At 69.4% G+C, this 22611-nt stretch carries 19 protein-coding genes; 11 read left to right on the top strand and 8 right to left on the bottom strand.

Annotated features, from left to right (window positions below):
- Nucleotides 1-17: 17 nt before the first annotated feature.
- Genes F6W70_RS04740 through F6W70_RS04730 form a run of 3 tightly spaced genes read left to right on the top strand, consistent with a single transcriptional unit; the run spans nt 18 to nt 3210 of the window.
- Complete coding sequence (locus tag F6W70_RS04740) at nt 18-1016, top strand: alpha/beta hydrolase (RefSeq protein WP_151486038.1); 999 nt, start codon at nt 18-20, stop codon at nt 1014-1016.
- Nucleotides 1013-1996 carry an alpha/beta hydrolase gene (locus tag F6W70_RS04735; protein ID WP_151486037.1) on the top strand — a complete coding sequence of 328 codons (984 nt, stop codon included), beginning with the start codon at nt 1013-1015 and terminating at the stop codon, nt 1994-1996. The genes F6W70_RS04740 and F6W70_RS04735 overlap by 4 nt, the downstream gene beginning before the upstream one ends.
- Complete coding sequence (locus F6W70_RS04730; protein ID WP_318278799.1) at nt 1993-3210, top strand: multidrug effflux MFS transporter; 1218 nt, start codon at nt 1993-1995, stop codon at nt 3208-3210. Before F6W70_RS04735 ends, F6W70_RS04730 begins: the two co-directional genes overlap by 4 nt.
- Before the next feature lie 11 nt (nt 3211-3221).
- Here the strand turns inward: F6W70_RS04730 and F6W70_RS04725 are convergent, their stop codons facing one another.
- Nucleotides 3222-3764 carry a hypothetical protein gene (locus F6W70_RS04725; protein ID WP_055864795.1) on the bottom strand — a complete coding sequence of 181 codons (543 nt, stop codon included), beginning with the start codon at nt 3762-3764 and terminating at the stop codon, nt 3222-3224.
- A 66-nt stretch (nt 3765-3830) separates the two neighbouring features.
- On the opposite strand from F6W70_RS04725, the gene F6W70_RS04720 reads away from it, so the two are divergent.
- Nucleotides 3831-4415 (top strand): TetR/AcrR family transcriptional regulator, encoded by a 585-nt coding sequence (locus F6W70_RS04720; RefSeq protein ID WP_151486036.1) that lies wholly within the window; start codon nt 3831-3833, stop codon nt 4413-4415.
- 103 nt (nt 4416-4518) lie between these two features.
- Nucleotides 4519-6507 carry a primary-amine oxidase gene (locus F6W70_RS04715; protein WP_151486035.1) on the top strand — a complete coding sequence of 663 codons (1989 nt, stop codon included), beginning with the start codon at nt 4519-4521 and terminating at the stop codon, nt 6505-6507.
- Nucleotides 6508-6620: 113 nt separating this feature from the next.
- On the opposite strand, the gene F6W70_RS04710 is transcribed toward F6W70_RS04715, so the two are convergent.
- Genes F6W70_RS04710 through F6W70_RS04700 form a run of 3 tightly spaced genes read right to left on the bottom strand, consistent with a single transcriptional unit; the run spans nt 6621 to nt 9145 of the window.
- Nucleotides 6621-7286: an SDR family oxidoreductase gene (locus F6W70_RS04710; protein WP_151486034.1), complete on the bottom strand. Its 666-nt coding sequence runs from the start codon at nt 7284-7286 to the stop codon at nt 6621-6623.
- Between the two features lie 40 nt (nt 7287-7326).
- Nucleotides 7327-8262, bottom strand: coding sequence for an N-acetylmuramic acid 6-phosphate etherase (gene murQ / locus F6W70_RS04705; protein ID WP_055873602.1), 936 nt, complete (start codon nt 8260-8262; stop codon nt 7327-7329).
- Nucleotides 8252-9145: a BadF/BadG/BcrA/BcrD ATPase family protein gene (locus tag F6W70_RS04700; protein WP_151486033.1), complete on the bottom strand. Its 894-nt coding sequence runs from the start codon at nt 9143-9145 to the stop codon at nt 8252-8254. Before F6W70_RS04700 ends, murQ begins: the two co-directional genes overlap by 11 nt.
- Nucleotides 9146-9242: 97 nt before the next feature.
- Here F6W70_RS04700 and F6W70_RS04695 point away from each other — a divergent pair, with 97 nt between their 5' ends.
- Nucleotides 9243-10100: a MurR/RpiR family transcriptional regulator gene (locus F6W70_RS04695; RefSeq protein WP_055873608.1), complete on the top strand. Its 858-nt coding sequence runs from the start codon at nt 9243-9245 to the stop codon at nt 10098-10100.
- A 114-nt stretch (nt 10101-10214) separates the two neighbouring features.
- Here the strand turns inward: F6W70_RS04695 and F6W70_RS04690 are convergent, their stop codons facing one another.
- The 4 genes from F6W70_RS04690 to F6W70_RS04675 form a co-directional block, all read right to left on the bottom strand.
- Entirely contained in the window at nt 10215-11330 is a 1116-nt protein-coding gene (locus F6W70_RS04690) for a substrate-binding domain-containing protein (RefSeq protein WP_055864815.1), read from the bottom strand.
- 59 nt (nt 11331-11389) lie between these two features.
- Nucleotides 11390-12760 (bottom strand): multiple monosaccharide ABC transporter permease, encoded by a 1371-nt coding sequence (gene mmsB, locus F6W70_RS04685; RefSeq protein WP_055873611.1) that lies wholly within the window; start codon nt 12758-12760, stop codon nt 11390-11392.
- Nucleotides 12757-14298, bottom strand: coding sequence for a multiple monosaccharide ABC transporter ATP-binding protein (gene mmsA, locus F6W70_RS04680; RefSeq protein ID WP_055873614.1), 1542 nt, complete (start codon nt 14296-14298; stop codon nt 12757-12759). Before mmsA ends, mmsB begins: the two co-directional genes overlap by 4 nt.
- A gap of 184 nt (nt 14299-14482) precedes the next feature.
- Entirely contained in the window at nt 14483-15496 is a 1014-nt protein-coding gene (locus F6W70_RS04675; protein WP_017828810.1) for a LacI family DNA-binding transcriptional regulator, read from the bottom strand.
- A 180-nt stretch (nt 15497-15676) separates the two neighbouring features.
- Between F6W70_RS04675 and F6W70_RS04670 the strand changes: the two genes are divergently transcribed.
- From F6W70_RS04670 to F6W70_RS04650, 5 genes are all read left to right on the top strand, one after another.
- Entirely contained in the window at nt 15677-17161 is a 1485-nt protein-coding gene (locus F6W70_RS04670; RefSeq protein WP_151486032.1) for an amidohydrolase family protein, read from the top strand.
- Entirely contained in the window at nt 17161-18489 is a 1329-nt protein-coding gene (locus F6W70_RS04665; protein WP_151486031.1) for a serine hydrolase domain-containing protein, read from the top strand. Before F6W70_RS04670 ends, F6W70_RS04665 begins: the two co-directional genes overlap by 1 nt.
- Before the next feature lie 141 nt (nt 18490-18630).
- Complete coding sequence (locus F6W70_RS04660; protein ID WP_055864830.1) at nt 18631-20019, top strand: serine hydrolase domain-containing protein; 1389 nt, start codon at nt 18631-18633, stop codon at nt 20017-20019.
- Nucleotides 20016-20939, top strand: a complete 924-nt coding sequence (locus F6W70_RS04655) for a serine hydrolase (RefSeq protein WP_318278798.1) — start codon at nt 20016-20018, stop codon at nt 20937-20939. Before F6W70_RS04660 ends, F6W70_RS04655 begins: the two co-directional genes overlap by 4 nt.
- A 75-nt stretch (nt 20940-21014) precedes the next feature.
- Nucleotides 21015-22610, top strand: a complete 1596-nt coding sequence (locus F6W70_RS04650; RefSeq protein WP_151486030.1) for an ABC transporter substrate-binding protein — start codon at nt 21015-21017, stop codon at nt 22608-22610.
- Nucleotide 22611: the final 1 nt, after the last annotated feature.

The following is a 22611-nucleotide window of genomic DNA, read 5'->3' as shown; positions in this document are numbered from 1 at the left end:
CTCGCACAAGGAGTTCCATGACCGCCACCGCCGCCGGACGTCCCACCGTCACCCCCGTGCCCTTCGACCCCGAGGTGCAGGCCGTGCTGGATGAGATCGCGAAGGATCCTCAGCCGCCCCTGACTCGCGACGCGCTGCCGCGCGCGGGCGCCGACCGAATGTTCCCCGACAACGACACCGTCATCGCCGGCCGTGACATCGAGTGGGAGGACCGCATGATCCCCGGCCCCTCCGGTGCTCCCGACATCGAGATCACGATCTTCCGACCGGCCGGAACCCGCGCCGAGGTGCTTCCCGGCTTCGTCAACATCCACGGCGGCGGGATGATCGTCGGTCACCGCTCGTGGGAGACCGGGCGCGTGGTCGACATCGTCGCGCAGCACCGCGTGGTGGCGGTGAACGTCGAGTACCGTCTCGCCCCCGAACACCCCTACCCCGCCGGGGTGGAGGACTGCTACGCCGCCTTCGCCTGGGTGCATGCGCATGCGAACGATCTCGGCATCGATCCTGCGGGCATCGTCGTCGGCGGCGGGAGCGCTGGGGGCGGACTCACCGCCGCCGTCGCCCTGATGGCACGCGACCGACGGGGCCCGGTGATGGCGGGACAGCTGCTGCTGTGCCCGATGATCGACAACACCAACACCACGGTGTCGAGCCGGCAGTACGACGGCATCGGCACGTGGCAGCGGGAGCTGAACCTGCTCGCCTGGTCGTGCGTGCTCGGCGACGATCTCGCCTTCAGCCCCGAGGCACCCGCGCATGCCGCCCCCTCCCGCGCGGCCGACCTCTCGGGCCTGCCGCCCGCCTTCATCGAGGTCGGAGAGGCCGAGGCCTTCCGCGACGAGGACACCGAATACGCCCTGCGCATCTGGGCCACCGGCGGACAGGCCGAGCTGCACGTGTGGGGCGGCGGCGCGCACGGCTTCGACATGTACATGCCCGATGCCGAGATCTCCCGCGCCGCCCTCGCCGCGCGCGCCTCCTGGCTGCGACGGATCTGGCGGGCCGCCCGATGACCGCCCACCCACCGGTCCCCTACGATCCCGAGCTCGTCGCCGGTCTCGCGGCCTTCGTCGACATGGTCGAGATCATCCCGCTGCGCGCCGACACCATCCACGCCAATCGCGATCACTTCGCGACCATCATCCCGCCCATGTCGGCGCAGGCCGACGGGCGCGCGATCACGTGGGAGGACCGGACCGTCTCCGGCCCCGCCGGAGCCCCGGACATCGAGATCACGATCGTGCGGCCCACCAAGCCGGCGAACGGACCGGCCCCTGCCGTGCTGTCGATCCACGGCGGCGGGATGGTGCTGGGCACCCGGTTCTTCGGCACCTCCGAGCTCATCGACCTGGCCGAGCGATACGGGGTGATCGGCGTCGCGGTCGAGTACCGCCTCGCCCCCGAGCACCCGGGGCCGGCACAGGCCGAGGACTGCTATGCGGCGCTGGAGTGGATGGCGGCGCACGCGGAGGACCTGGGCATCGACCCCGACCGCATCATCGCGTCCGGCATGAGCGCGGGCGGTGGTCTCTCCGCCGCCGTCGCGCTGCTCGCTCGAGACCGAGGGGGTCCGCGCCTGGCCGGACAGCTGCTGGGATGCCCCATGCTCGACGACCGCAACGACACCGTCTCGAGTCGTCAGTACGACGGGTTCGGAGCCTGGGATCGCCACAACAACCACACCGCGTGGGAGGCGATCGCCGGCGAGGACCGCGGCACCGATCGGGTATCGCCCTACACCGCCCCCGCGCGCGCCGTCGACCTGTCCGGCCTCGCTCCCGCGTTCATCGAGGTCGGGGCGGCCGAGACCTTCCGAGACGAAGCGGTCGACTACGCCACGCGCATCTGGGCCACCGGCGGACAGGCCGAGCTGCATGTGTGGGCGGGCGGCTACCACGGCTTCTCCGGCTTCTCCCCCGACGCCGAGGTCTCGCAGGCGGCCGACGCCGCGCGCGCGAGCTGGCTGCGGCGCACGCTGCACCTGGAAGGATGAGCACTCCCGTTCCCGGGGAGCCCTCGCGGCCGCGGATGGGCACGGTGCACGCGATGCTCGTGCTCGGCATGCTCGAGGCGTTCGGCCCTCTGTCGATGGACCTGTATCTGCCGCAGCTGCCGCAGCTCGCCGCCTCGCTCGGCACCACGGAGGCACTCGCTCAGGCCACGATGTCGGCGTGCATGATCGGGCTCGGGCTCGGTCAGCTCGTCGCCGGGCCCCTCAGCGACCGATGGGGCAGACGGCTCCCCCTGATGGTCGGCGTCGCCGTCTTCGCCGTCCTCTCCCTGGCGTGCGCGCTCGCCCCGAACATCGAGCTGCTGCTGCTCGCGCGCTTCCTGCAGGGACTCGCGGGATCTGCGGGCATCGTGATCTGCCTCGCGATCGCCCGGGACCAGTTCGAGGGCGTGGAGCTCTCACGGATGCTGTCGCTGCTGTTCCTGGTCTCGGGAACGGCGCCGATCATCGCGCCCGTCGTCGGAGGTCAGCTCGCGAGGATCATGGATTGGCGCGGGATCTTCGGCGTGCTCAGCGCCGTGGGCGTCGTGCTGCTGCTTGTCGTCGTCTTCGCCCTGCCGGAGACGCTGCCCGTCACAGCCCGGCACGGCGGCGGCCTGCGCACCCTCCGCATCCACACCGGAGCGGTCCTGCGCGATCGGCTCTTCGTCGCGGTGCTGTGCGCGGCGGCCGGGGGTGGAATCGCCTTCTTCACGTACTTGTCCATGTCGTCGTTCGTGCTGCAGGACGAGTTCGGCCTGAGTCCGCAGTCGTTCAGCCTCGCCTTCGCGGCGGGAGCTCTCGCGAGCATCGTCGGCAGTCAGCTCAGCCGTCTCGTCGTGAGCAGGTGGGGACCGCTGCGGGTGTACCTCGGGGGCATCTCGGCCACGCTGATCGCCGCGACGGCTTTCCTGGTGCTCGCGCTCGCCGACGTGGGCGTCGCGGGAGTCGTCGCCGCGCTGATCGGATTCATGCTGTGCTCAGGGCTCGGCGGGCCCAACGGGCAGACCCTCGCCCTCGCCCACCACGGCGCACGAGCGGGCACGGCTTCGGCTCTGCTCGGGATGTCGACGTTCCTGTTCGGTCCGGTGCTCGCGCCGGTCGCCGCAGGGATCGGTGGTACGAACGCCGTCACGATGGCGGTGACGATGACCGCAGCGGCGGCGGTCGCCGCGGTCGCCGCCTGGCTGTTCGTGCGCCCAGCCGCCGCGGGGTGACGGCCCCTCCGTCAGAATCCCAGGCACATCACCGCGATACCGGCGGTCATCGCCCACGACTCGATGCGGAGCAGGCGCGCCGTGCGGCCGTGGTGCACCGGAGCGACGAACCACTCCGCGACGATGGTCCACAGCGCCACCGCGCCGACGCCCGCGAAGAGCAGCACCGAGAGCATGCCGGAGAGCCCGTGGCCGCCGTGTCCTGTCACCGTCGCTGGACCCACCGCGGCGACGGGTCCGGCGGCTCCGTGGAACGCGCACATCGCCATCACCAGGGAGACCAGAGCGCGGTGACAGCACGGGGCCGCCGATGCGGTGCCGCGAACGCCCATGGTCCCGACCATGCCGGATCCCAGCAGAACCACCCCCAGCGCCAGCTCGAGGACGGGGTGGCGCCCGGCGGTCGCGGCGAGTGCCAGCATCGCCGCCGCCATGACGAGCACGCTCTGCCGCCCCTGCCACGGCACGGCGCGCCAGGCAGCCACGCCGGCGACGGCCGAGACGATCGCGGCCGCGGCCATCAGCCACGGCACCGCAACGATGAGGTGATCCACGCCGGAAGTATATTGAGCGATCGCTCAATATAGCTATACCTGTGCGCGATGCGACAAGATGGGTGCGTGCCTCGCATCGTCGACCATGATGAGCGCCGCCGGCAGATCGCCGAGGCGCTGCTGGCCGTCGCCGCCCGCGACGGACACGAGAGCGTGTCTTCGCGTGCCGTGGCGAAGGAACTCGGCGTCGCCACGGGCTCGCTCTGGCACTACTTCGACGGCTTCGACGAGGTCATGCGTGCGGCTGCGGCCGAGGTGACCCGCCGCACCGAGGCGCGCATCGCCGAGGCGACAGCCGACCGCCGCGGGCTCGACCGACTGCACGCGCTCATGCGCGAAGTGCTCCCGGTCGATGAGCGCACCTGCACCGAAGCCCATGTCGTGGTCGGATTCTGGGGGCGCCTGGCCGCGCTCGCGCCGACACCGGACGCCGGCTCCCCCACGCTCGCCACCTGGCAGGACACGACGCGACTCGCTCTGCGCGAGGCGGTCGAGGACGGTGAGTTGCGCACGGACACCCCCACCGAGGCGATCGTGACACTGCTGCGCTCCATCACGTACGGACAGCAGATCGTCGAGGTCACGGAGCCGCAGACACCGGCCGCCCACCTCGCGGTGCTCGAGGTGGCGCTCGCTCCCTGGCGGGCCTGACGGAGTTCCCCGCCCGCGAATCTCCCGTTGCGGGCGTCGGGCGGTCCGTCGTATCATCATGCCAACCCGTTTATTGAGCAATCGCTCGAAAATAGTGAGGTCGATGATGTCCCACCACGCTCCGCAGCCCGTGTCGATCGAGAAGATCGCCGCCCCGCACCCCCACGATCCCCTCACGGGTGCAGAGATCGCGGCCGCCCGCGCCGTGCTCGACGCCGCGGGCCTGATGACCGAGACCACCCGGGTGCCGATGCTCCTCCCCGACGAACCCCGCAAGGAGGAGCTCGCGACTTGGACGCCCGGCTCCCCCATCGACCGCCGCGTCGACGTCACCCTGCTCGACATCGCCACCGGCGTCGCCACCGAAGCCATCGTCTCGATCACCCGGGGCGAGGTGCTGCACACGCAGCGGGTCCCCAACGACGCCCCGCCCTACGGGCAACCGCAGTACCTGTTCGAGGAGTACGAGCGCGCCGAGGCCATCGCCAAGGCGTCACCGCAGTGGCAGGCCGCGATGAAGCGCCGCGGCCTCGAAGAGCACATGGCGCTCGCCTTCTGCGGACCGCTCGCCCCCGGATACACGGGCCGTGCCGACGAGGTCGGACGACGCGTGATCCGCTCCCTGACCTTCCTCAAGTACGACGAGCAGGACTCTCCCTGGGCGCACCCGGTCGAGGGACTCATCGTGCACATCGACCTCACCGCGAACAGCGTGATCCGCGTCGAGGACCACGGCGATGTGCCCGTTCCCGCCGGCCACGGCAACTACTACCCCGAGGTGCAGGGCGAGGCGCGCACCACCCTGAAGCCGATCGAGATCACCCAGCCCGAGGGGCCGAGCTTCGCCGTCACGGGTTCGCTCGTGGAGTGGGAGGGCTGGTCGATGCGCGTGGACTTCAACGCACGCGAAGGCCTCGTGCTGCACGACGTCACCTTCCAGGGACGATCGGTGCTGAGCAGGGCGAGCGTGCCCGAGATGGTCGTCCCCTACGGCGACACCGCGCCCGGCCGCTTCTGGATCAGCTACTTCGACGCCGGTGAGTACCTGCTCGGGAAGAACGCGAACCACCTCGAGCTCGGCTGCGACTGCCTGGGCGTGATCCGCTACCTCGACGGTTACGTCGCCGACGACCACGGACACCCCGTGCGCATCCCGAACGTGATCTGCATGCACGAGGAGGACTACGGCATCCTCTGGAAGCACACCGATCTGGCCGGGCGCTCCGACGTGCGGCGTTCCCGCCGGTTCGTGGTCTCGTACTTCTCCACGATCGGCAACTACGACTACGGGTTCTACTGGAACTTCGGCCTGGACGGGTCTATCGAGGTGGTGGCCAAGGCCACGGGCATCGTCTTCGCCAGCGCCGGTGAGCCCGGGGTGCGCCAGCGCCATGCGACGGAGCTGGCCCCCGGCGTGTTCGCCCCCGTGCACCAGCACCTCTTCTGCGCACGGCTCGACGTCGCGATCGACGGCGAGGACAACCGGCTCGTCGAGATCGACGCCCAACGCGTGCCGATGGGCCCCGAGAACCCCTTCGGCAACGCCTTCACCTGGTCGGAGACGACTCTGCACACCGAGAACGAGGCGCAGCGCGAGGCCGATTCCTCGGTCGCGCGGGTGTGGGAGGTGCAGAGCGCGTCCCACACGAACCACGTCGGCCGACCCACCGCGTACCACCTGGTGCCGCAGCCCACGGCACTGCTCATGGCCGACCCGCAGTCCTCCGTCGCCGCGCGTGCCGCCTTCGCGACGAAGCACCTCTGGGCGACGCGCTTCGAGGCGGGGCAGATCTGGCCGGCCGGTCGGTATCCGAACGCGCACCAGGGCGGAGCAGGGCTGCCCGAGTACGCCGCCGCCGACCGCGACATCGACGGCCAGGACATCGTGCTGTGGCACACGTTCGGCCTGACGCACTTCCCGCGACCGGAGGACTGGCCCATCATGCCGGTCGACTACGCCGGATTCTGGTTCAAGCCAGCCGGCTTCCTCGACCAGAACCCGGCCATGGATGTGCCAGAGGCGTCGCAGGCGCACCGCGGCGCGACAGCGAGCGCATGCTGCGGCGGAGACACCTGCACCTGCGCGCACTGAGTCGGATGCCCGCCCGGGGCAGGCGCACAGGGACATCCCCCGGTCTCGCCGCCTCTGCGCGTCGAGCTCTACGCGTCGAGCTCTGCGCGTCGAGTCCGCGCCTGCCCCGCGGCTCAGTACCTCGCCGAGAACGCGCCGTCCGACTGCAGCAGCTGCCCCGAGATCCAGCGCCCTTCCTCCGACACGAGGAACTCCACCACGGCCGCGATGTCGCCGGGGCGCCCGAGACGCCCGAGCGGTGTCATCTCCGCCAGCCCGCGGCGCGTCTCGTCGTCCATCCAGCCGGTGTCGATGGGCCCGGGGTTGAGCACGTTCGCCGAGATGCCGCGCGGGCCGAGCTCGCGGGCCGCCGAGATCACGAGCCGGTCGAGAGCACCCTTGGAGGCCCCGTAGGGGAGGTTGCCGGTCACGTGGTCGCTGGTGAGCGCCACGATCGCACCTCCGCCGTCGCCCACCTGCCGCGCGAAGGCCGCGATCAGCAGCAGACTCGCCCTCGCGTTCACGGCGACGTGCCGGTCGAAGCTCTCGGCCGTCGTGTCGAGGATGCCGGATTGCACATCGTGCGCATGACTCAGGATGAGCGCCGAGACCGGGCCGTGGGCTGCGGTCACCTCAGCCATCAGCGCCTCGGGCCCCGCGGGCGTGGCGAGGTCGGCGAGGTGATCGGCGTCGTGCAGGTCGCTGGTGACGACGGTCCAACCGGCGGCGCGCAGCCGAGGAACGATACCGGCGGCGATGCTGTCGGCACGCGCGGCGCCGGTGATCAGAGCGAGGGGCATCCGCACACCGTATCGGACTCCCCGGGCGCTCGCATCACCCTCAGGCGAGCGCGGCGATCGCGTCGCGGAGGATGCCGTCGGCCTCGTGGAGAGCTGCGGCCGCGTCCTGCGGCGTCGCGTCGGCAGCGAGCATCAGCAGCGCGAGCTTGACCGAACCGTCCGCCGCCTGCAGCGCCGCCGCAGCCTGGTCGATGTCGACGCCGGCGAGCTGCGACACCGTGCGGATCGAGCGGGCATGCAGCTTCTCGTTCGTGGCCAGCAGATCGACCATGACGCCGCGGTAGGTCTTGCCGAGGTTGATCATCGACAGCGTCGTCAGCATGTTGACGACGAGCTTCTGCGCCGTCCCCGACTTGAGGCGCGTGGAGCCGGAGATGAACTCGGGGCCGGTGACGACCTCGATCGCGACCTCCGCGGCCGCGCCGATGTCGGAACCGGCGTTCGAGGCGATCGCCGCGGTGAACGCACCGACACTGCGGGCGTAGGTCAGCCCTCCCACGACGTAGGGCGTGCGGCCGGAGGCGGAGATGCCCACCACCGTGTCGTTCTCCGAGAGACCGAGCTCGCGCAGCGAGGCTTCCGCGGCCGCGTCATCGTCTTCGGCATTCTCCACGGCGGAGCGGATCGCCGTCTCGCCCCCCGCGATCAGCCCGACCACCATCGACGGGTCGGTGCCGAAGGTCGGCGGGCACTCGCTCGCATCCAGAACGCCGATGCGCCCGGCCGTGCCCGCGCCGATGTAGATGAGGCGTCCGCCGCGGCGGAACCGCTCCGTGATGCCGTCGACCACGATGGCGATCTCCTCCGCCCGCTCGGCGACGGCCTCCGGCACCCGCCGATCCTCCGCGTTCATGCGTCGCACGAGCTCGGCGGTGCCCAGCAGGTCGAGGTCGCCGCGATCGGTCGTCGAGGCCTCGGTGTCGAGGCGCTCGAGCACGGAGAGGAGGGTGGCCAGGCGGGAATCGTCATTCGGCACGGTGGACGAACCTTTCGTGGGGGAGGTCGGTGCGGCGCGCGAGCAGCAGCGCGCCGTCGAGTGCATCGCCGCTCGCGGGCACGAGCGTGCGTCCGGCGGTCTGCAGGGAAGAGGTCAATGACGCGCGGAACCACGCGTGGTCGGTGAGGCCGCCGTGGATCACCACGTCGGTGGTGCGGGTGGATGCGGCGACAGCCGTCGCGGTGAGGAGTCGAATCGCCTCGGCCACGATCTCGCCGGCGACCGCATCGCCGTCGGCAGCGGCATCCAGCACGAGAGGTGCGAGCGTCGCGAGGCGTCGAGGGAGGGGTTCGCGCTGGGCGAGCCAGGCCTGGATGTCGGATGGCGCACCCACCGGCTGCACGATCGCCGCGGTGAGGGCGGTGCGGGCGCCCAGGGCGTCGTCCGCACGCAGCACGGCACGCAGGGCCTCGCGCCCGAGCCACGAGCCGCTGCCGAAGTCGCCGAGTTCCGGACCCCAGCCGTCGACGAGTCGCGCGCCCTCGGCGTCGACGCCGAGGGCCGCCGCTCCGGTTCCCGCGATGAGGAGCACTCCCCCGGCACCGGCGAGTGCACCGGCGTGAGCGGTGACCACATCGGAGGCGACGGCCACCGCGGCTCCGCTCGCTGCGGCGAGCCGGGACGACAGTTCCTGCGCCGCATGCGGCGCCAGCCAGGCGCCCGCGGCGCCCACCCCGATCAGGTCGAGGCGGTCACCCTCCAGAAGCGGGAGGATCGCCTCGAGTGCACTCTCCACCCCGCCCGCTGCGGCGAGCCCGGGAGCTCCGACGCCTGCGCGCGCGACCCGCTCGCCGTCGCCGTCGATCACGACGCGGCACCGGGACTTGCCGAGATCGACGGATGCGGTCGTCTTCGCGCTCATCGACTCTCCCGGGGATCGGTGGAAACAGGTGATGAAAAGAGACTACATGCGAAGTAGACTCTGCAAAAAGAATTTACACCGAGCAGACGGAGAACCGATGAGCATCCAGTCGACGATCGAAGCCGCCGCTTCCACGCTGACGCCGTCGCTGGCCCGTATCGCGCTGGTCGTCCGCGAGAACCCCTCCGTCGTGATCGACAACACGATCAACGAGCTGGCCGCGGAATGCGACACCTCGGTCGCTTCGGTCGTGCGCTTCTGCCGGGCGATCGGCTTCAGCGGCTACGCCCCGCTGCGCATGGCCCTGGCCGCCGAGCTCGGCAAGGAAGCCGCCCAGTTCTCCGCACGCGGCGCCTATGGGTCGGAGATCTCCGATGCCGACACCCTGCAGGAGGCGGTGTCGAAGGTGGCGGCGCTCGAACTGCTGGCGATCGAGGAGACCGTCGCCCGACTCGACTTCACCGTGCTCGAAGCGGCAGTGGATGCGATCGACGGGGCCGAGCGCATCATCCTCTACGGGCTCGGTGCCAGCCGGTTCGTCGCGGAGGATCTCGCCCACAAGCTCCTCCGCGTCGGACGGAACGCGCATATTCCCGCCGACCCGCACGAGGCCGTCGCCGTCTCCGTGCTGCCGACCGCATCGACCGTCGCGATCGGCTTCTCCCACTCCGGTTCGACGCTCGAAACCGTGCGGTTCCTGGAGACGGCGCGTACCAGCGGCGCCACCACGATCGCCGTCACGTCGGCGAAGGACTCCCCTCTCACCCGCGCGGCCGATCACCCGCTCTTCACTGAGGTGCGCGAGTCGACCTTCCGCGCAGGCGCCATGGTGAGCCGCATCGCGCAGCTCACGCTCGTCGACTGCCTGTTCCTCGGTGTCGCCAAACGCCGGTACGCCGAGACCGTCGATGCCCTGCAGCGCACGGGTCAGGCGACGCGCGCACTCCGCGGCTGACGAACACGGCGACGGACACGGCCCGCACACGAGAGAGCCACCCTGACCCGAAGGTCAGGGTGGCTCTCGGTCACAGCGAGGTGCTGTGGGGTGTTCCTCGAAGGAGCATCCGGATTACTGGTACGACTTCACGATCTCGAGGAGGCTCGGGACGTTGGCGTATGCCTCGGCCGCGTTCTCCTTGGTGACGATGATCGGGTCGAGCAGGTAGGCCGGGACGACCTTCACGCCGTTGTCGTACTGCTCGGTGTCGTTGACGTCGACCTCCTCGCCCTTCTGGAGCTGGCCGACCATCTTGATCGACTGCTCGACGAGGAGCGTGGTGTCCTTGTTGATCGTGGAGTACTGGATGCCCTCCATGATCGACTTGACGGACTCGACCTCGGAGTCCTGACCCGTGACGACCGGGACCGGCTTGCCTGCTCCCTGCACCGAGGTGATGATGGCGCGGGCGAGCGTGTCGTTCGGCGAGAGGACGCCGTCGAGCGTCTCGGAACCGTAGGTCGACGTGAGGATCGAGTCCATGCGGCGCTGAGCGTTCTCGGCCTTCCAGCCCTCGGTCGCCGTCTGGGAGATCTCGGTCTGACCGGAAACGACCTTGAGCGTGCCGTCATCGATCTTCGGCTGGAGCACGTCCATCGCGCCGTTGAAGAACACGGGAGCGTTGGCGTCGTCCGGCGAACCCGAGAACAGCTCGATGTTGTACGGCGCCTCGTGGCCCGCGCGCTCGGCGAGACCGTCGAGCAGCGCCTGGCCCTGCAGCTGGCCGACCTTGAAGTTGTCGAAGGCGACGTAGTAGTCCACGGCCTCGGTGTTCTCGATCAGACGGTCGTACGCGATGACGGTGACGCCGGCGTCGCGGGCTGCCTCGACCTGCGTCGACAGCTGCTTGCCGTCCTTCGCACCGATGATGATGACCTTGGCGCCACCGGTGACCATCGCCTGGATCTGGTTCTGCTGCTCGGCGACCGTGTTGCTGGCCGGTGCGTACTGCACGTCGGGCTTGAATCCGGCCTTCTTCAGGCCGTCGGTGAACAGCTGACCGGCGAGAACCCAGTTCTCGGAGGTCTTGTCAGGAAGGGCGACACCGATAGTGGCATCAGCGGCGAAGCCCTTGGCCTCGTCCCCCGACCCGGAGCCGGTGTCACCGCCGCGCTCCGAGGAGCAGCCGGTGAGGGCGAAGGCGCCCGCGACGACAAGCGCTGTCGCCGACAGAAGAATCTTCTTCATGTGATCTCTTTCTCTGGTGTGTGAAGGTCAAGGCGCGTGTGCGGTGCGCGACTCGACCCTTACTTTCCGCGCGTCTCGTCGACGGCGGGGGCTTCGTACTTCTGGCTGGTGGGGTAGTTCGCCTTCGGGTCGAAGGTCTCGAGGGCGGGGTCTTCCTTGCGACCGAACCGGCGCGTCAGGAACCCGATGATCGAGGGGCGGCCCTGCTGCTTGTTCCAGACGTCGACACCGACCGCGAACAGGAGCACCAGGCCCTTGATCATCGACACCACGTCGGCACCGGCGCCGAGCAGCGCGAGTCCGTTGTTGAGGAACGCCATCACGAGACCACCGATGATCGACCCGATCACGGTCCCGATGCCGCCCGAGACGGCGGCACCACCGATGAAGACCGAGGCGATGGCGTCGAGCTCCCAGCCGTTGCCGTCCTGCGGACCGGAGGCCGTGGCACGGGCCACGTAGATCATCCCGGCGAGCGAGGCGAGAACCGACATGTTCATCATGACGAAGAAGTCGACCCAGCGGTCCTTCACGCCCGACAGACGCGCTGCCTGGCGGTTGCCACCGACGGCGTAGATGTGGCGGCCGAAAACGGTGTTGTTCGTGATGAACGAGTAGAGGATGACGAGGGCGAGCAGGATGACGCCCGAGATCGGGAAGCTGGTGCCTTCACGCCCTGTCGCGAACAGCCACCCGGCGATGAGGATCACGGCCGAGATCAGCACGACCTTGGTGATGCTCACCCAGCGGGGCGCCATGTCCGAACCCATCTTGGCCTGCGCGCGGCGGGTGCGGATCTCCGCGATGACGATCCAGAGCACACCGATCAGGGCGAGGACCATGGTGAGCACGTTGAACTGCACGGGGATGAAAGACAGCTCGGGCAGGTAGCCGGCGCCGATGACCTTGAACCCCTGCGGGACGGGGATCGACTGCGAGTCGCCGACCCACTGGTTCGCGCCACGGAAGAACAGCATGCCCGCCAGCGTCACGATGAAGGCGGGCACCCCGACATACGCGACCCAGAATCCTTGCCAGGCGCCCACCAGCACGCCCACGCCGAGGCCGAGGAGGATGGCCAGCGGCCACGGCAGGTTCCAGTCCGCCATCGCCTTGGCGACGATGATGCCGGTGAACGCCGCGACCGACCCGACCGACAGGTCGATGTGGCCCATGATGATGACCATCACCATGCCGATCGCGAGGATCAGGATGTAGGAGTACTGGTTGACGACGTTGATCAGGTTGCCCGACGAGAGCGTGAGTCCCTGACCCTTGAAGATCCAGGTCAGCACCTGGAAGACGACCAGGATCACGACGAGGCTGCCGAGGATGCCGAACTGACGGAGGGTCGACTGGCCGCCTCCGAACATCTTGGTGATGTCCTTGAAATGGAAGCCGCGCTTCGTTGCGGTGGTGTCGGTGGTCATGCGGATGCTTTCTGGGTCGCGGAGGTCATGCTGCGCATGAGGTCCTCAGGTGTCGCCTGATCGGCCGGGATGCAGTCGGTGACCCGACCTTCGAAGACGGTGTAGATGCGGTCGGAGATGCCGAGGAGTTCGGGAAGCTCGCTGGAGATGACGATGACGCCCTTGCCCTGGGCTGCGAGCTGGTTGATGATCGCGTAGATCTCGTACTTGGCACCGACGTCGATGCCGCGTGTGGGCTCGTCGAGGATCAGCAGGTCGGGGTCGGTGAACATCCACTTCGCCAGCACGACCTTCTGCTGGTTGCCGCCGGAGAGCTTGCCGACACCCTCCTCCACAGAGGGCGTCTTGATGCGGAGCGCCTTGCGGTACTCCTCCGCGACGGCGAACTCGGCGCGGGCGTCGACGACACCGCGCTTGGCGATCTTGGAGAGCTTGGCGGCGACGACCGAACGCTTGATCGTGTCGAGCAGGTTGAGCCCGAGCACCTTGCGGTCCTCGCTCACGTACGCGAGCCCGTGCTTGATCGCCGACGCCACATCGTGCAGGGCGACCTCCTGGCCGTCCTTGATCAGGGTGCCGGAGAGGTAGGTGCCATAGGAGCGGCCGAAGATGCTCATCGCGAACTCGGTGCGCCCCGCCCCCATGAGACCGGCGATGCCGACCACCTCGCCGCGGCGCACGTTGATGTTCGAGCCCTTCACGACCATGCGCTCGGGAACGGTCGGATGCTGCACCCACCAGTCCTTGACCTCGAAGAACACCTCGCCGATCTCGGGGGTGCGATCCGGGTAGCGGCTCTCGAGCGAGCGGCCGACCATGCCGCGGATGATGCGGTCCTCGTTGATCTCCCCGCGCGAGATGTCGAGCGTCTCGACCGTGCGGCCGTCGCGGATGATCGTGATCTCGTCGGCGATCTGCTCGATCTCGTTGAGCTTGTGGCTGATCATGATCGACGCGATCCCCCTGGCCTTGAGGCCCAGGATCAGGTCGAGCAGGTGCTGCGAGTCGTTCTCGTTGAGTGCGGCGGTCGGCTCGTCGAGGATCAGGAGCTTGACGTCCTTGTTGAGCGCCTTCGCGATCTCGATCAGCTGCTGCTTGCCGACACCGAGGGTCTTGATCTGCACGTCGGGGTCTTCGCTCAGCCCGACGCGGGCGAGCAGTTCGATCGCCCGTTCCTTCTGGGCCTTCCAGTCGATGCGGCCACCGCGCTGGATCTCGTTGCCGAGGAAGATGTTCTCGGTGACCGAGAGCTCGGGGATCAGGGCGAGCTCCTGGTGGATGATCGCGATGCCAGCATGCTCGCTGGCGGCGATGTCCTTGAAGCGCTGCTCCTCGCCGTAGAGCAGGATCTCCCCGTCGTAGGTTCCGTAGGGGTACACCCCGGACAGGACCTTCATCAGGGTCGACTTCCCGGCGCCGTTCTCGCCGCAGATCGCGTGGATCTCGCCGGCGCGGACGGTGATCGAGACGTCGGCGAGTGCCTTGACCCCCGGGAACTCCTTGGTGATGCTGCGCATCTCCAGGATGGGGCCTGACACGGTAGGCAACGTTGCTGTGGTGCTCACGGATCTTTCCTCGCGACGTGCGGTCACCTTCGATGTGACCGTTCACATTGGATTACATAGTCCACTCACGACGAACCGCTGTCAAGTCCGCGCGCCGATTTCGTGTCGCTACCGTGATGCATGCGGCCCGATCGGCTGGGAGCGGTCCCGCGACAGGTCAGCGTGCTGCGGCGGATTCGCGCGCACGCAGGATCGTCTGCAGCGGGCCGAACTCCGGCACCTGCTCTCCCCTGATCTGCGCGAGGAGGATGCGCACGGCTCGGCGCCCGAGCTCGGGGAAGTCCTGGTGCACCGTGCTCAGCGTCGGAGCCACGTGCGCGGCGACCGGGATGTCGTCGAACCCGATCACGCTCACGTCGTGCGGCACCCGCACCCCGGAATCGCGGAAGCCGTGCATCAGCCCGATCGCCATCAGATCGTTCGCGGCGAACACCGCCGTGAAGTCCCGACGGCGCGAGAGCTCCTTGCCCGCGAAGTAGCCGAAGTCGGCTGTCCAGTCGCCGCGGATCGGCGGGAACGTCGGCAGGTCGGCCTCGCGCAGTCCGTCGAGATACCCGCGCATGCGCGACTCCGCCTCGATCCAGTCCTGCGGGCCGGCCAGATGCAGGATGTCGCTGTGACCGAGCGATATCAGGTGGGCCGTCGCGGCCTTGGCGCCCGCCACCTGGTCGGCGGACAGGCTCACCCCGTCCGAGCCCGATGCCGTCTGCAGGGTCACGAACGGCATGTCCACCGACATGCCGCGAAGGACATGGAACACCCGCACCTGCGGTGCGAGCACCACGATGCCGTCGACCTGCTCGCGCGACAGCTGGCGCACCGCGTTGCCGATCGCCTCGGGCGTCGTGTCGGCGAGGTTCAGGGTCGAGACCGAGTACCCCTCCTCGCGCGCCGCATCCTCGATGCCGGCGATGGACGAGGTCGGACCGAACTCCCCGATCGTGGCGGACAGGATGCCCAGCATGTTCGACTTGCTGGTGACCAGAGCGCGGGCGGCCAGGTTCGGCCGGTAGTCGAGCACCGAGATCGCATCGAGGACCTTGGCCTTCGTCTCCGGACGGATGCTCGGATGATCGTTGAGCACTCGGGACACCGTCTGATGCGAGACACCGGCGAGCCTGGCGACGTCGCGGATGCTCGGCAACCGCGCACGCTCGGAGGCGGTGGACATCACTTGCCTCCTCGCGTGTGCACGGTCACATCGTCACTACATTATGTCTGGCGGCGCGCGCGTGTGCACCACTCGAACGCCGTTGCCGCGCGTGACGGGTTGTGCGCGAGCACCGGAAGCACCACCCGGTTTCGTCGAGCGGCACCGGAACGGCTCCCTCCAGCATGGCATCGTGGCGGCGTGGACACACTGCTGCGCGGCGGGCGCGTCATCGACCCGAAGACGGAAACCGACCGGATCACCGATCTGCTGATCGCCCAGGGGCGGGTGGCCGCGGTCGGCGACGGGCTCACGGCGCCGACCGATGCCGAGGTGGTGGACGTGACGGGCCTCATCGTCGGACCGGGTTTCGTCGACCTGCACAGCCACGTGCACTCGATCGCGGGGCACCGGCTGCAGGCGATGGACGGTGTCACCACCGCCCTCGATCTCGAGGCCGGACTCATGCCGATCGCCGAGGCCCTCGCCCGCGCCGCCGCGGACGGACGCCCGCTGAACTACGGCTTCTCGGCTTCCTGGTCGCAGGCGCGGGCGTACGCGCACCTCGACCGGGTGCCCGTCGCCGACTTCACCGCGTCAATGGATCTGCTCGGCACACCCGACTGGCAGCGGTCCTCCTCCCCCGCCGAACGCCGCCGATGGCTGAGCCTGCTGGAGGATGAGCTGGGTGCCGGCGCACTGGGGATCGGCGTGCTGATGGGTTACGCGCCGCGGTCCGACCCCGACGAGTACCTCGCCCTCTCCCGGCTGGCCGCCGCTGCCCACGCCCCGACCTTCACGCACGTGCGCGAACTGATCGAGGCCGATCCGCGCACACCGATCGACGGCTCTGAGGAGCTCGTCCGCGCCGCCGCGGAGACCGGGGCGGCGATGCATCACTGCCACGTGAACAGCACCTCGCTGCGACACATCGACCGGGTGCTGGGCCTGCTGGATCGCAGCCGCGCCGCAGGTTCCCGCGTGACGGTCGAGGCCTACCCCTACGGCGCCGGCAGCACGGCGATCGGCGCGTTCTTCCTCGCCCCGGAGAAACTCGCGGGGCTCGGCATCACTCCGAGTTCTCTGGTGCTCGTCGACACCGGCGAGCGCATCGCCGACGAAGCCCGGCTGCGCGAGGTGCGGGCGATCGACCCCGGCGCCACCTGCATCGTGACGTTCCTCGACGAGGCCGATCCCTTCGACCGCGCGCATCTGCACCGTGCGCTGGCCTATCCCGACTCGATCGTGGCGAGTGATGCGATGCCCATCTCCTGGGCGGCGAGCGGCGGGGGGACGGTGTACGAGCAGCACGAGTGGCCGCTTCCCGCGGGCGGGCACACGCATCCCCGCACCGCGGGCACGTTCGCGAAGTCGCTGCGGCTCATGGTTCTCGACAGCGGCACGTGGAGCTGGGTCGAAGCCTTCCGGCGCTGTTCGTTCCTCCCCGCTCGTGTGCTCGACGAGGTCTCGTCCGGCATGCGGGGCAAGGGCCATCTGACGATCGGGGCGGATGCCGACGTCGTGGTGATCGACCCGACGACGCTGACGGACAGAGCCACCTATGCCGATCCGACCCGCCCGTCGCGGGGTGTGCGCGAGCTCTTCGTGCACGGCACTCGTGTCGTGCACGCGGGAGAGATCGTGACCGATGCCCTGCCGGGGCGCGCCGTACGAGGGGATGCCTGATGGACGACGAGCTGCAGGAGTTCCTGGACGCCACGGCCGCGGAGCTCGGCGTGCCCGGCGCAGTGGTCGGCGTGATCGACCGCGACCGGGAAGTCATCGCCGCCACCGGTGTCGCCGCTGTCGACACCGGTGCCGCCGTGACCGCGCGCACGCTCTTCCAGATCGGCTCGACGACGAAGACGTTCACCGGAACCGTCGCGATGCATCTGGTCGAGAGCGGCGTGCTCGACCTCGACGGCCATGTGGTCGATGTGCTCCCCGACTTCCGGCTCCGAGACGAGGACGCCCTCGCAGAGCTGCGCATCCGCCACCTCCTCACGCACTCTGGCGGCTTCCTGGGCGACGCGGACGATCATCCGGGGTGGGACGACGACGCCCTCGCCCGCAGCGTCGCCGGCTTCTCCGAGCTCCCGCAGTTCTTCTCCCCCGGCACGATCGCCTCCTACAGCAACTCCGGCATCCGCCTGCTGGGTCGTGTGATCGAGGAGGCGACGGGCGAGACGTTCGAGCAGGCGGTGCAGCGCATCGTCCTCGACCCGCTGGGCATGTCCGAGACGTTCTTCTTCCCGTGGGACGTGATCGCACGCCCCCATGCCGTCGGACACGTGCCCGGTGAGGACGCAGCGATGGCCGCGTTCCCCCAGTGGCCGCTGACCCGCGACATCGCGCCCGAGGGCGGCATCGTGTCGTCCGTGCGCGACCAGCTCACCTACGCCCGTTTCCAGATGCGCGGCGAGGCGGAGGGCGCAGCACCCGTGGGCGAGGCGACCAGACTCCTGATGCAGCAGCCCCACCTCGCCGCGGGGCCGCCCATCGACGCCATCGGTCTGCCCTGGTTGCTCACGCGGCACGGATCGGCACGGGTCGTGATGCACGGCGGGAACATCTCCGACATGCAGCTGAGCGAGTTCGTCCTCGCCCCGGATGAGGATCTGGCCATCACCGTGCTGACGAACAGCGGCAGCGGCAAGGCACTCGGATCCGCGGTCGTCGACTGGTGCTTCGCGCGGCTGCGCGGCATCGAGAAGTCCGTGGAGGCTGCGCAGCTGCAGCCGGTCGAGAAGCTCGAAGGACTGCTCGGCACGTACGACGCCGGGCAGTGGCGCTACGACGTGACCCTTGACGGCGACGCCCTCGAGTTCGCGATGGTGCTGCGTGAGGACATCGCGGCCCTCGGCATCCCTCCTCGTCCGCCGCTGCGGCTGCGTGTGCGTGCCGACGGCGCCCTGATCACCGACACGGACCAGCCCGTCGGCCGTCTTCTCGACCCGGCGGAGGGCGGCCCCCAGCTCCTGCACGTGGGCATGCGCGCGGTGCGCCGCCGCTGAGCCGCCGATCCTTCGTCGGAGCGCACCAAGGTCCGCGCAAGTCTCGTCGCCGCGCACCAACGAGGCGAGGGAGCGCGCGAATAGTCTCGGCCCATCGCCGTCGCCCGCAGACGACGGCCCACTCGACGAAGAGGAGCGCACGTGTCCGACCTGAACGAAATCGGCAGCTGGGTGCGGGAGAACCTTCCCACGATGCTGGCCGACGCGCACATCCCTGCAGCATCCGTCGCGATCCTGGCCGGTGGCGAGATCTTCACCACCGCCGCCGGGATCCTCAATCGCAACACCGGCGTCGAAGCCGACGAGGACTCGGTCTTCCAGATCGGCTCGATCACGAAGACGTGGACCGCGACACTCGTCATGCAGCTCGTCGACGAGGGTCTGCTCGACCTCGACGTCCCGGTGCGCGACACCGTGCCCGCGTTCGCGATCGGCGACGACGCGGCGGCGAGCGCGATCACCACCCGCCAGCTCCTGAGCCATGTGAGCGGATTCGAGGGCGACCTGTTCAACGACACCGGGGTCGGCGACGACGCCGTGGAGAAGTACCTCGCCACGATCGCCGACGCCCCGCAGCTCTTCGCCCCCGGTGAGCGCTTCTCCTACAACAACGCGGCTTTCGTCGTGCTCGGCCGCATCATCGAGGTGCTGCGCGGAACGTCGTACGACCAGGCGCTGCGCGCCCACCTCGCCGCCCCGCTGGGACTGACGCACGTGGCCACCACGGCCGCCGAGGCGATCATGTTCCGTGCAGCTCTGGGACACATCCCCGCAGGCGGCAGCGATGAGCCGGTACCTGCACCGGTGTGGAGCCTCGTGCGCTCGAACGCCCCGGCCGGATCGATGCTCGCCATGACGGCACGCGACCTGGTGACCTATGCGCGCATGCACCTCGACGGCGGGGTCGCAGCCGACGGCACCAGAGTGCTCTCCGAGAAGAGCGTGCGGGCCATGCAGGAGCGCCAGGTCGACCTTCCCGAACTCGGACTGATGGGCGATGCGTGGGGTCTGGGCTGGGAGATCTTCGACTGGGACGGCGGCCCCGTCATCGGTCACGACGGCGGAACGATCGGGCAGAACGCGTTCCTGCGGATGGTGCCGGGCGCGGGTGTCGCGGTCGCTGTGCTCACGAACGGCGGACGCACGGTCGACGCGTATCACGCGATCACGTCGAAGGTGCTCGACGCTCTCGCCGGAGTCACGGTTCCGGCCCTCCCCTCTGTTCCGGAATCGCCGGTCGCGATCGACCTCGAACGGGTGATCGGCACGTACTCGTCGTCGGTCTCCGACTCGACCGTGCGTGTCGATGAAGACGGCCGCATCTGGCTCGAACGCACCATGAAGGGCATCTTCGCCGAGCTGGGCCCTGCTCCCGAACCCGTCGAGCTCGTCGGCTGGGCCGGGGACACGCTCCTCCCCCGCGAACCGCAGAACGGCATGCACATGCCGCACGCGTTCGTCGGCGACGACGGCAGCGGTCGCGCCCTGTACCTGCACACCGGACGTGCCGACCGCCGGATCGACGCATGACGAACGCGCCCGCCTCGATGACGGACACGCAGACCGTGCCCGAAGTCGCCGACATCTTCGCGGATGCGGGGGCCACGGGCTTCCTGCATGCGCGGGAAATCGGCGGGGCCGACGGCCCCGAGGTGACTTTCGGCGCCGACGAGCCGGTGGTGCTCGCCTCGGTGTTCAAGATCCTGGTGCTCACCGCCTTCGTCCGCGCGGTCGCCGCGGGCGAGCTCGATCCGACCGAGCGCACCACCGTGACGGCGCGCTATCGCATCGGCGGCGTGGGCACGGCCGGGTTCGCCGACGACGTCGAGGTCAGCTGGCGCGACCTGGCGCTGAACATGATGTCGATGAGCGACAACGCAGCCACCGACATCATCTACCACCGCCTCGGCGGCGAGGCCGTCAACCGGGTCATCACCGATCTGGGGCTGCGCAGCACTCGTCTCATCGGATGCTGCGAAGACCTGTTTGCCTCGGTGGTGTCAGACCTCGGCGGCGCCGCCGACAGCGACCTCGACGAGCTGTTCACCGGTGCGACCGCAGAGCAGATCCTCGCACTCGACGTCGTGCAGCCGCTGCGCACCTCGCACTCCACGCCGCGCGACGTCACCACCCTGCTGAACGCGCTGTGGACCGACACCGCGGCACCGGCCGAGGCCTGCCGTCAGGCGCGCGACATCATGGCCCTGCAGACCTGGCCGCATCGGCTGACCGCGGCGTTCCCCGGTGACGTGCGCATCGCGGCGAAGACCGGCACCCTCCCTACCTGGCGCAACGAGGCCGGTGTCGTCACGTATCCCGACGGCCGCCAGTACGCCGTGGCGGTGTTCACGCAGGCCGCCTCGCTCGTCGACCGGCAGCCTCTCGTCGATGCGTCGATCGGACGCGCCGCGTTCGCCGCCGTCGAGCAGCTGCGCGCTCGGACCGTCTGACCCGCACTCCCCGCACCACTGCACTCTCCCTGCACGACACACCTGCACCATCCCGAACACTGCTGGAGGCTTCTGATGCGTTCTCGTACCCCGCTGATCGCGCTGCTGGGCGCTGCGGCGCTCGCCCTGACATCCTGCGCCGGCGGCGCCCCGCCGAGCGGAGGTGACGGAGCCGACGGCGTCCTCGCCGACGGCAAGACCTTCACCTCGGTGATCTCGACCGACCCGGGCAGTCTCGACCCGTTCGTCACCGTGATGTCGGTCGCCCGCTCCATCGACCGCTTCCTCTACGCGCGGCTCGTGGAGGTACTGGAGGACGGCAGCATCGCCTCCGGCCTTGCCGACTCGTGGGAGGCCGACACGACCACCGCCACCTTCACGCTGCGCGACGGCCTCACCTGCGAGGACGGCACGCCGCTGACGGCCACCGACGTGGCGGCCAACATCACCCACATCGGCGACCCGGCCAACGGCTCACCCCTGATCGGTCTGCAGGTGCAGCCGGGCACCAGTGCCGTCGGCGACGACGCCGCCGGCACCGTCACCGTCACCAGCGGGCGGCCCGACTCGTTCCTGCTCGAGAACGTCGGCAGCATCTCGATCGTCTGCGGCACCGTGATCGACGACCCCGACGCGCTCGCGAAGGGCGAGGGCGCCACGGGCATGTTCTCCATGAGCGAGCTCGTGCCCAACAGCCAGTACACGCTGACCCGCCGCGACGACTTCACGTGGGGACCGGACGACTGGGACCCGAAGCAGAAGGGTCTCCCCGACTCCGTGGTCTTCCGCGTGGTCCCGAACGAGACGACCGCGACCAACCTGCTGCTCTCCGGCGAGGTCAACGCGGCCCTCGTGATCGGTCCGGACAACAAGCGGCTGAAGGATGCGGGCCTGTTCCACACCGAGATCCCGACCCCGGTGGGGCAGTTCATCTTCAACCAGGCGGAGGGACGCCCCACCGCCGACCAGGACGTGCGCGAAGCGCTGATCGCAGCGCTCGACCTCGACCAGATGCGCCAGGTGCTCGGCAGCGGAGCCGGCACCGTGCCGACGGGCCTGGTGACCGTGTCTCCGAACCCGTGCCGCGCGGATGTGCTCGCGGACTTCCTTCCCGAGTTCGACGCCGAGGCCGCGGCCGCCGCGCTCGACGATTCGGGCTGGAAGGCCGGCAGCGACGGCGTGCGCACCAAGGACGGCGAGAAGCTGACCCTGCGCATGATCTACTCTTCGCAGCTCGGCGACGCCGGAAACGCCTCGGCAGAGCTCGCCCAGGCGGCCTGGAAGGACCTGGGGGTCGACATCACCGTCGCCGCCGTGGACTCCCCGACCCTGAGCGAGACCCTGTTCTCCACCGGCGACTGGGACATCTCGGCCGCACCGCTCACGGTCTCGCTGCCGAGCATGCTCGTTCCGTTCTACTCCGGACCGAACCCGCCGGACGGCACCAACTTCGCCTCCATCGACAACCCCGAGTACACGGCGGCCGTCACCGCGGCATCAGCCAAGGCCGGCAGCGAGGGATGCGACGACTGGGGCGCCGCCGAGCAGGCCCTGTACGCGACGACCAGCGTCATGCCGTACGCGAACATCAACCGGTCGACCTTCGCGACCAAGGCCACCTTCACCGAGGGCGACGGCATCGACCCCACGTCGATCCGCATGTACGAGTAGA

The organism is Microbacterium maritypicum, assembly GCF_008868125.1.
GTDB classification, from domain to species: domain Bacteria; phylum Actinomycetota; class Actinomycetes; order Actinomycetales; family Microbacteriaceae; genus Microbacterium; species Microbacterium maritypicum.
The sequence above is the reverse complement of the archived record's forward strand: the minus strand, read 5'-3'. Positions and strand labels throughout refer to the sequence as shown.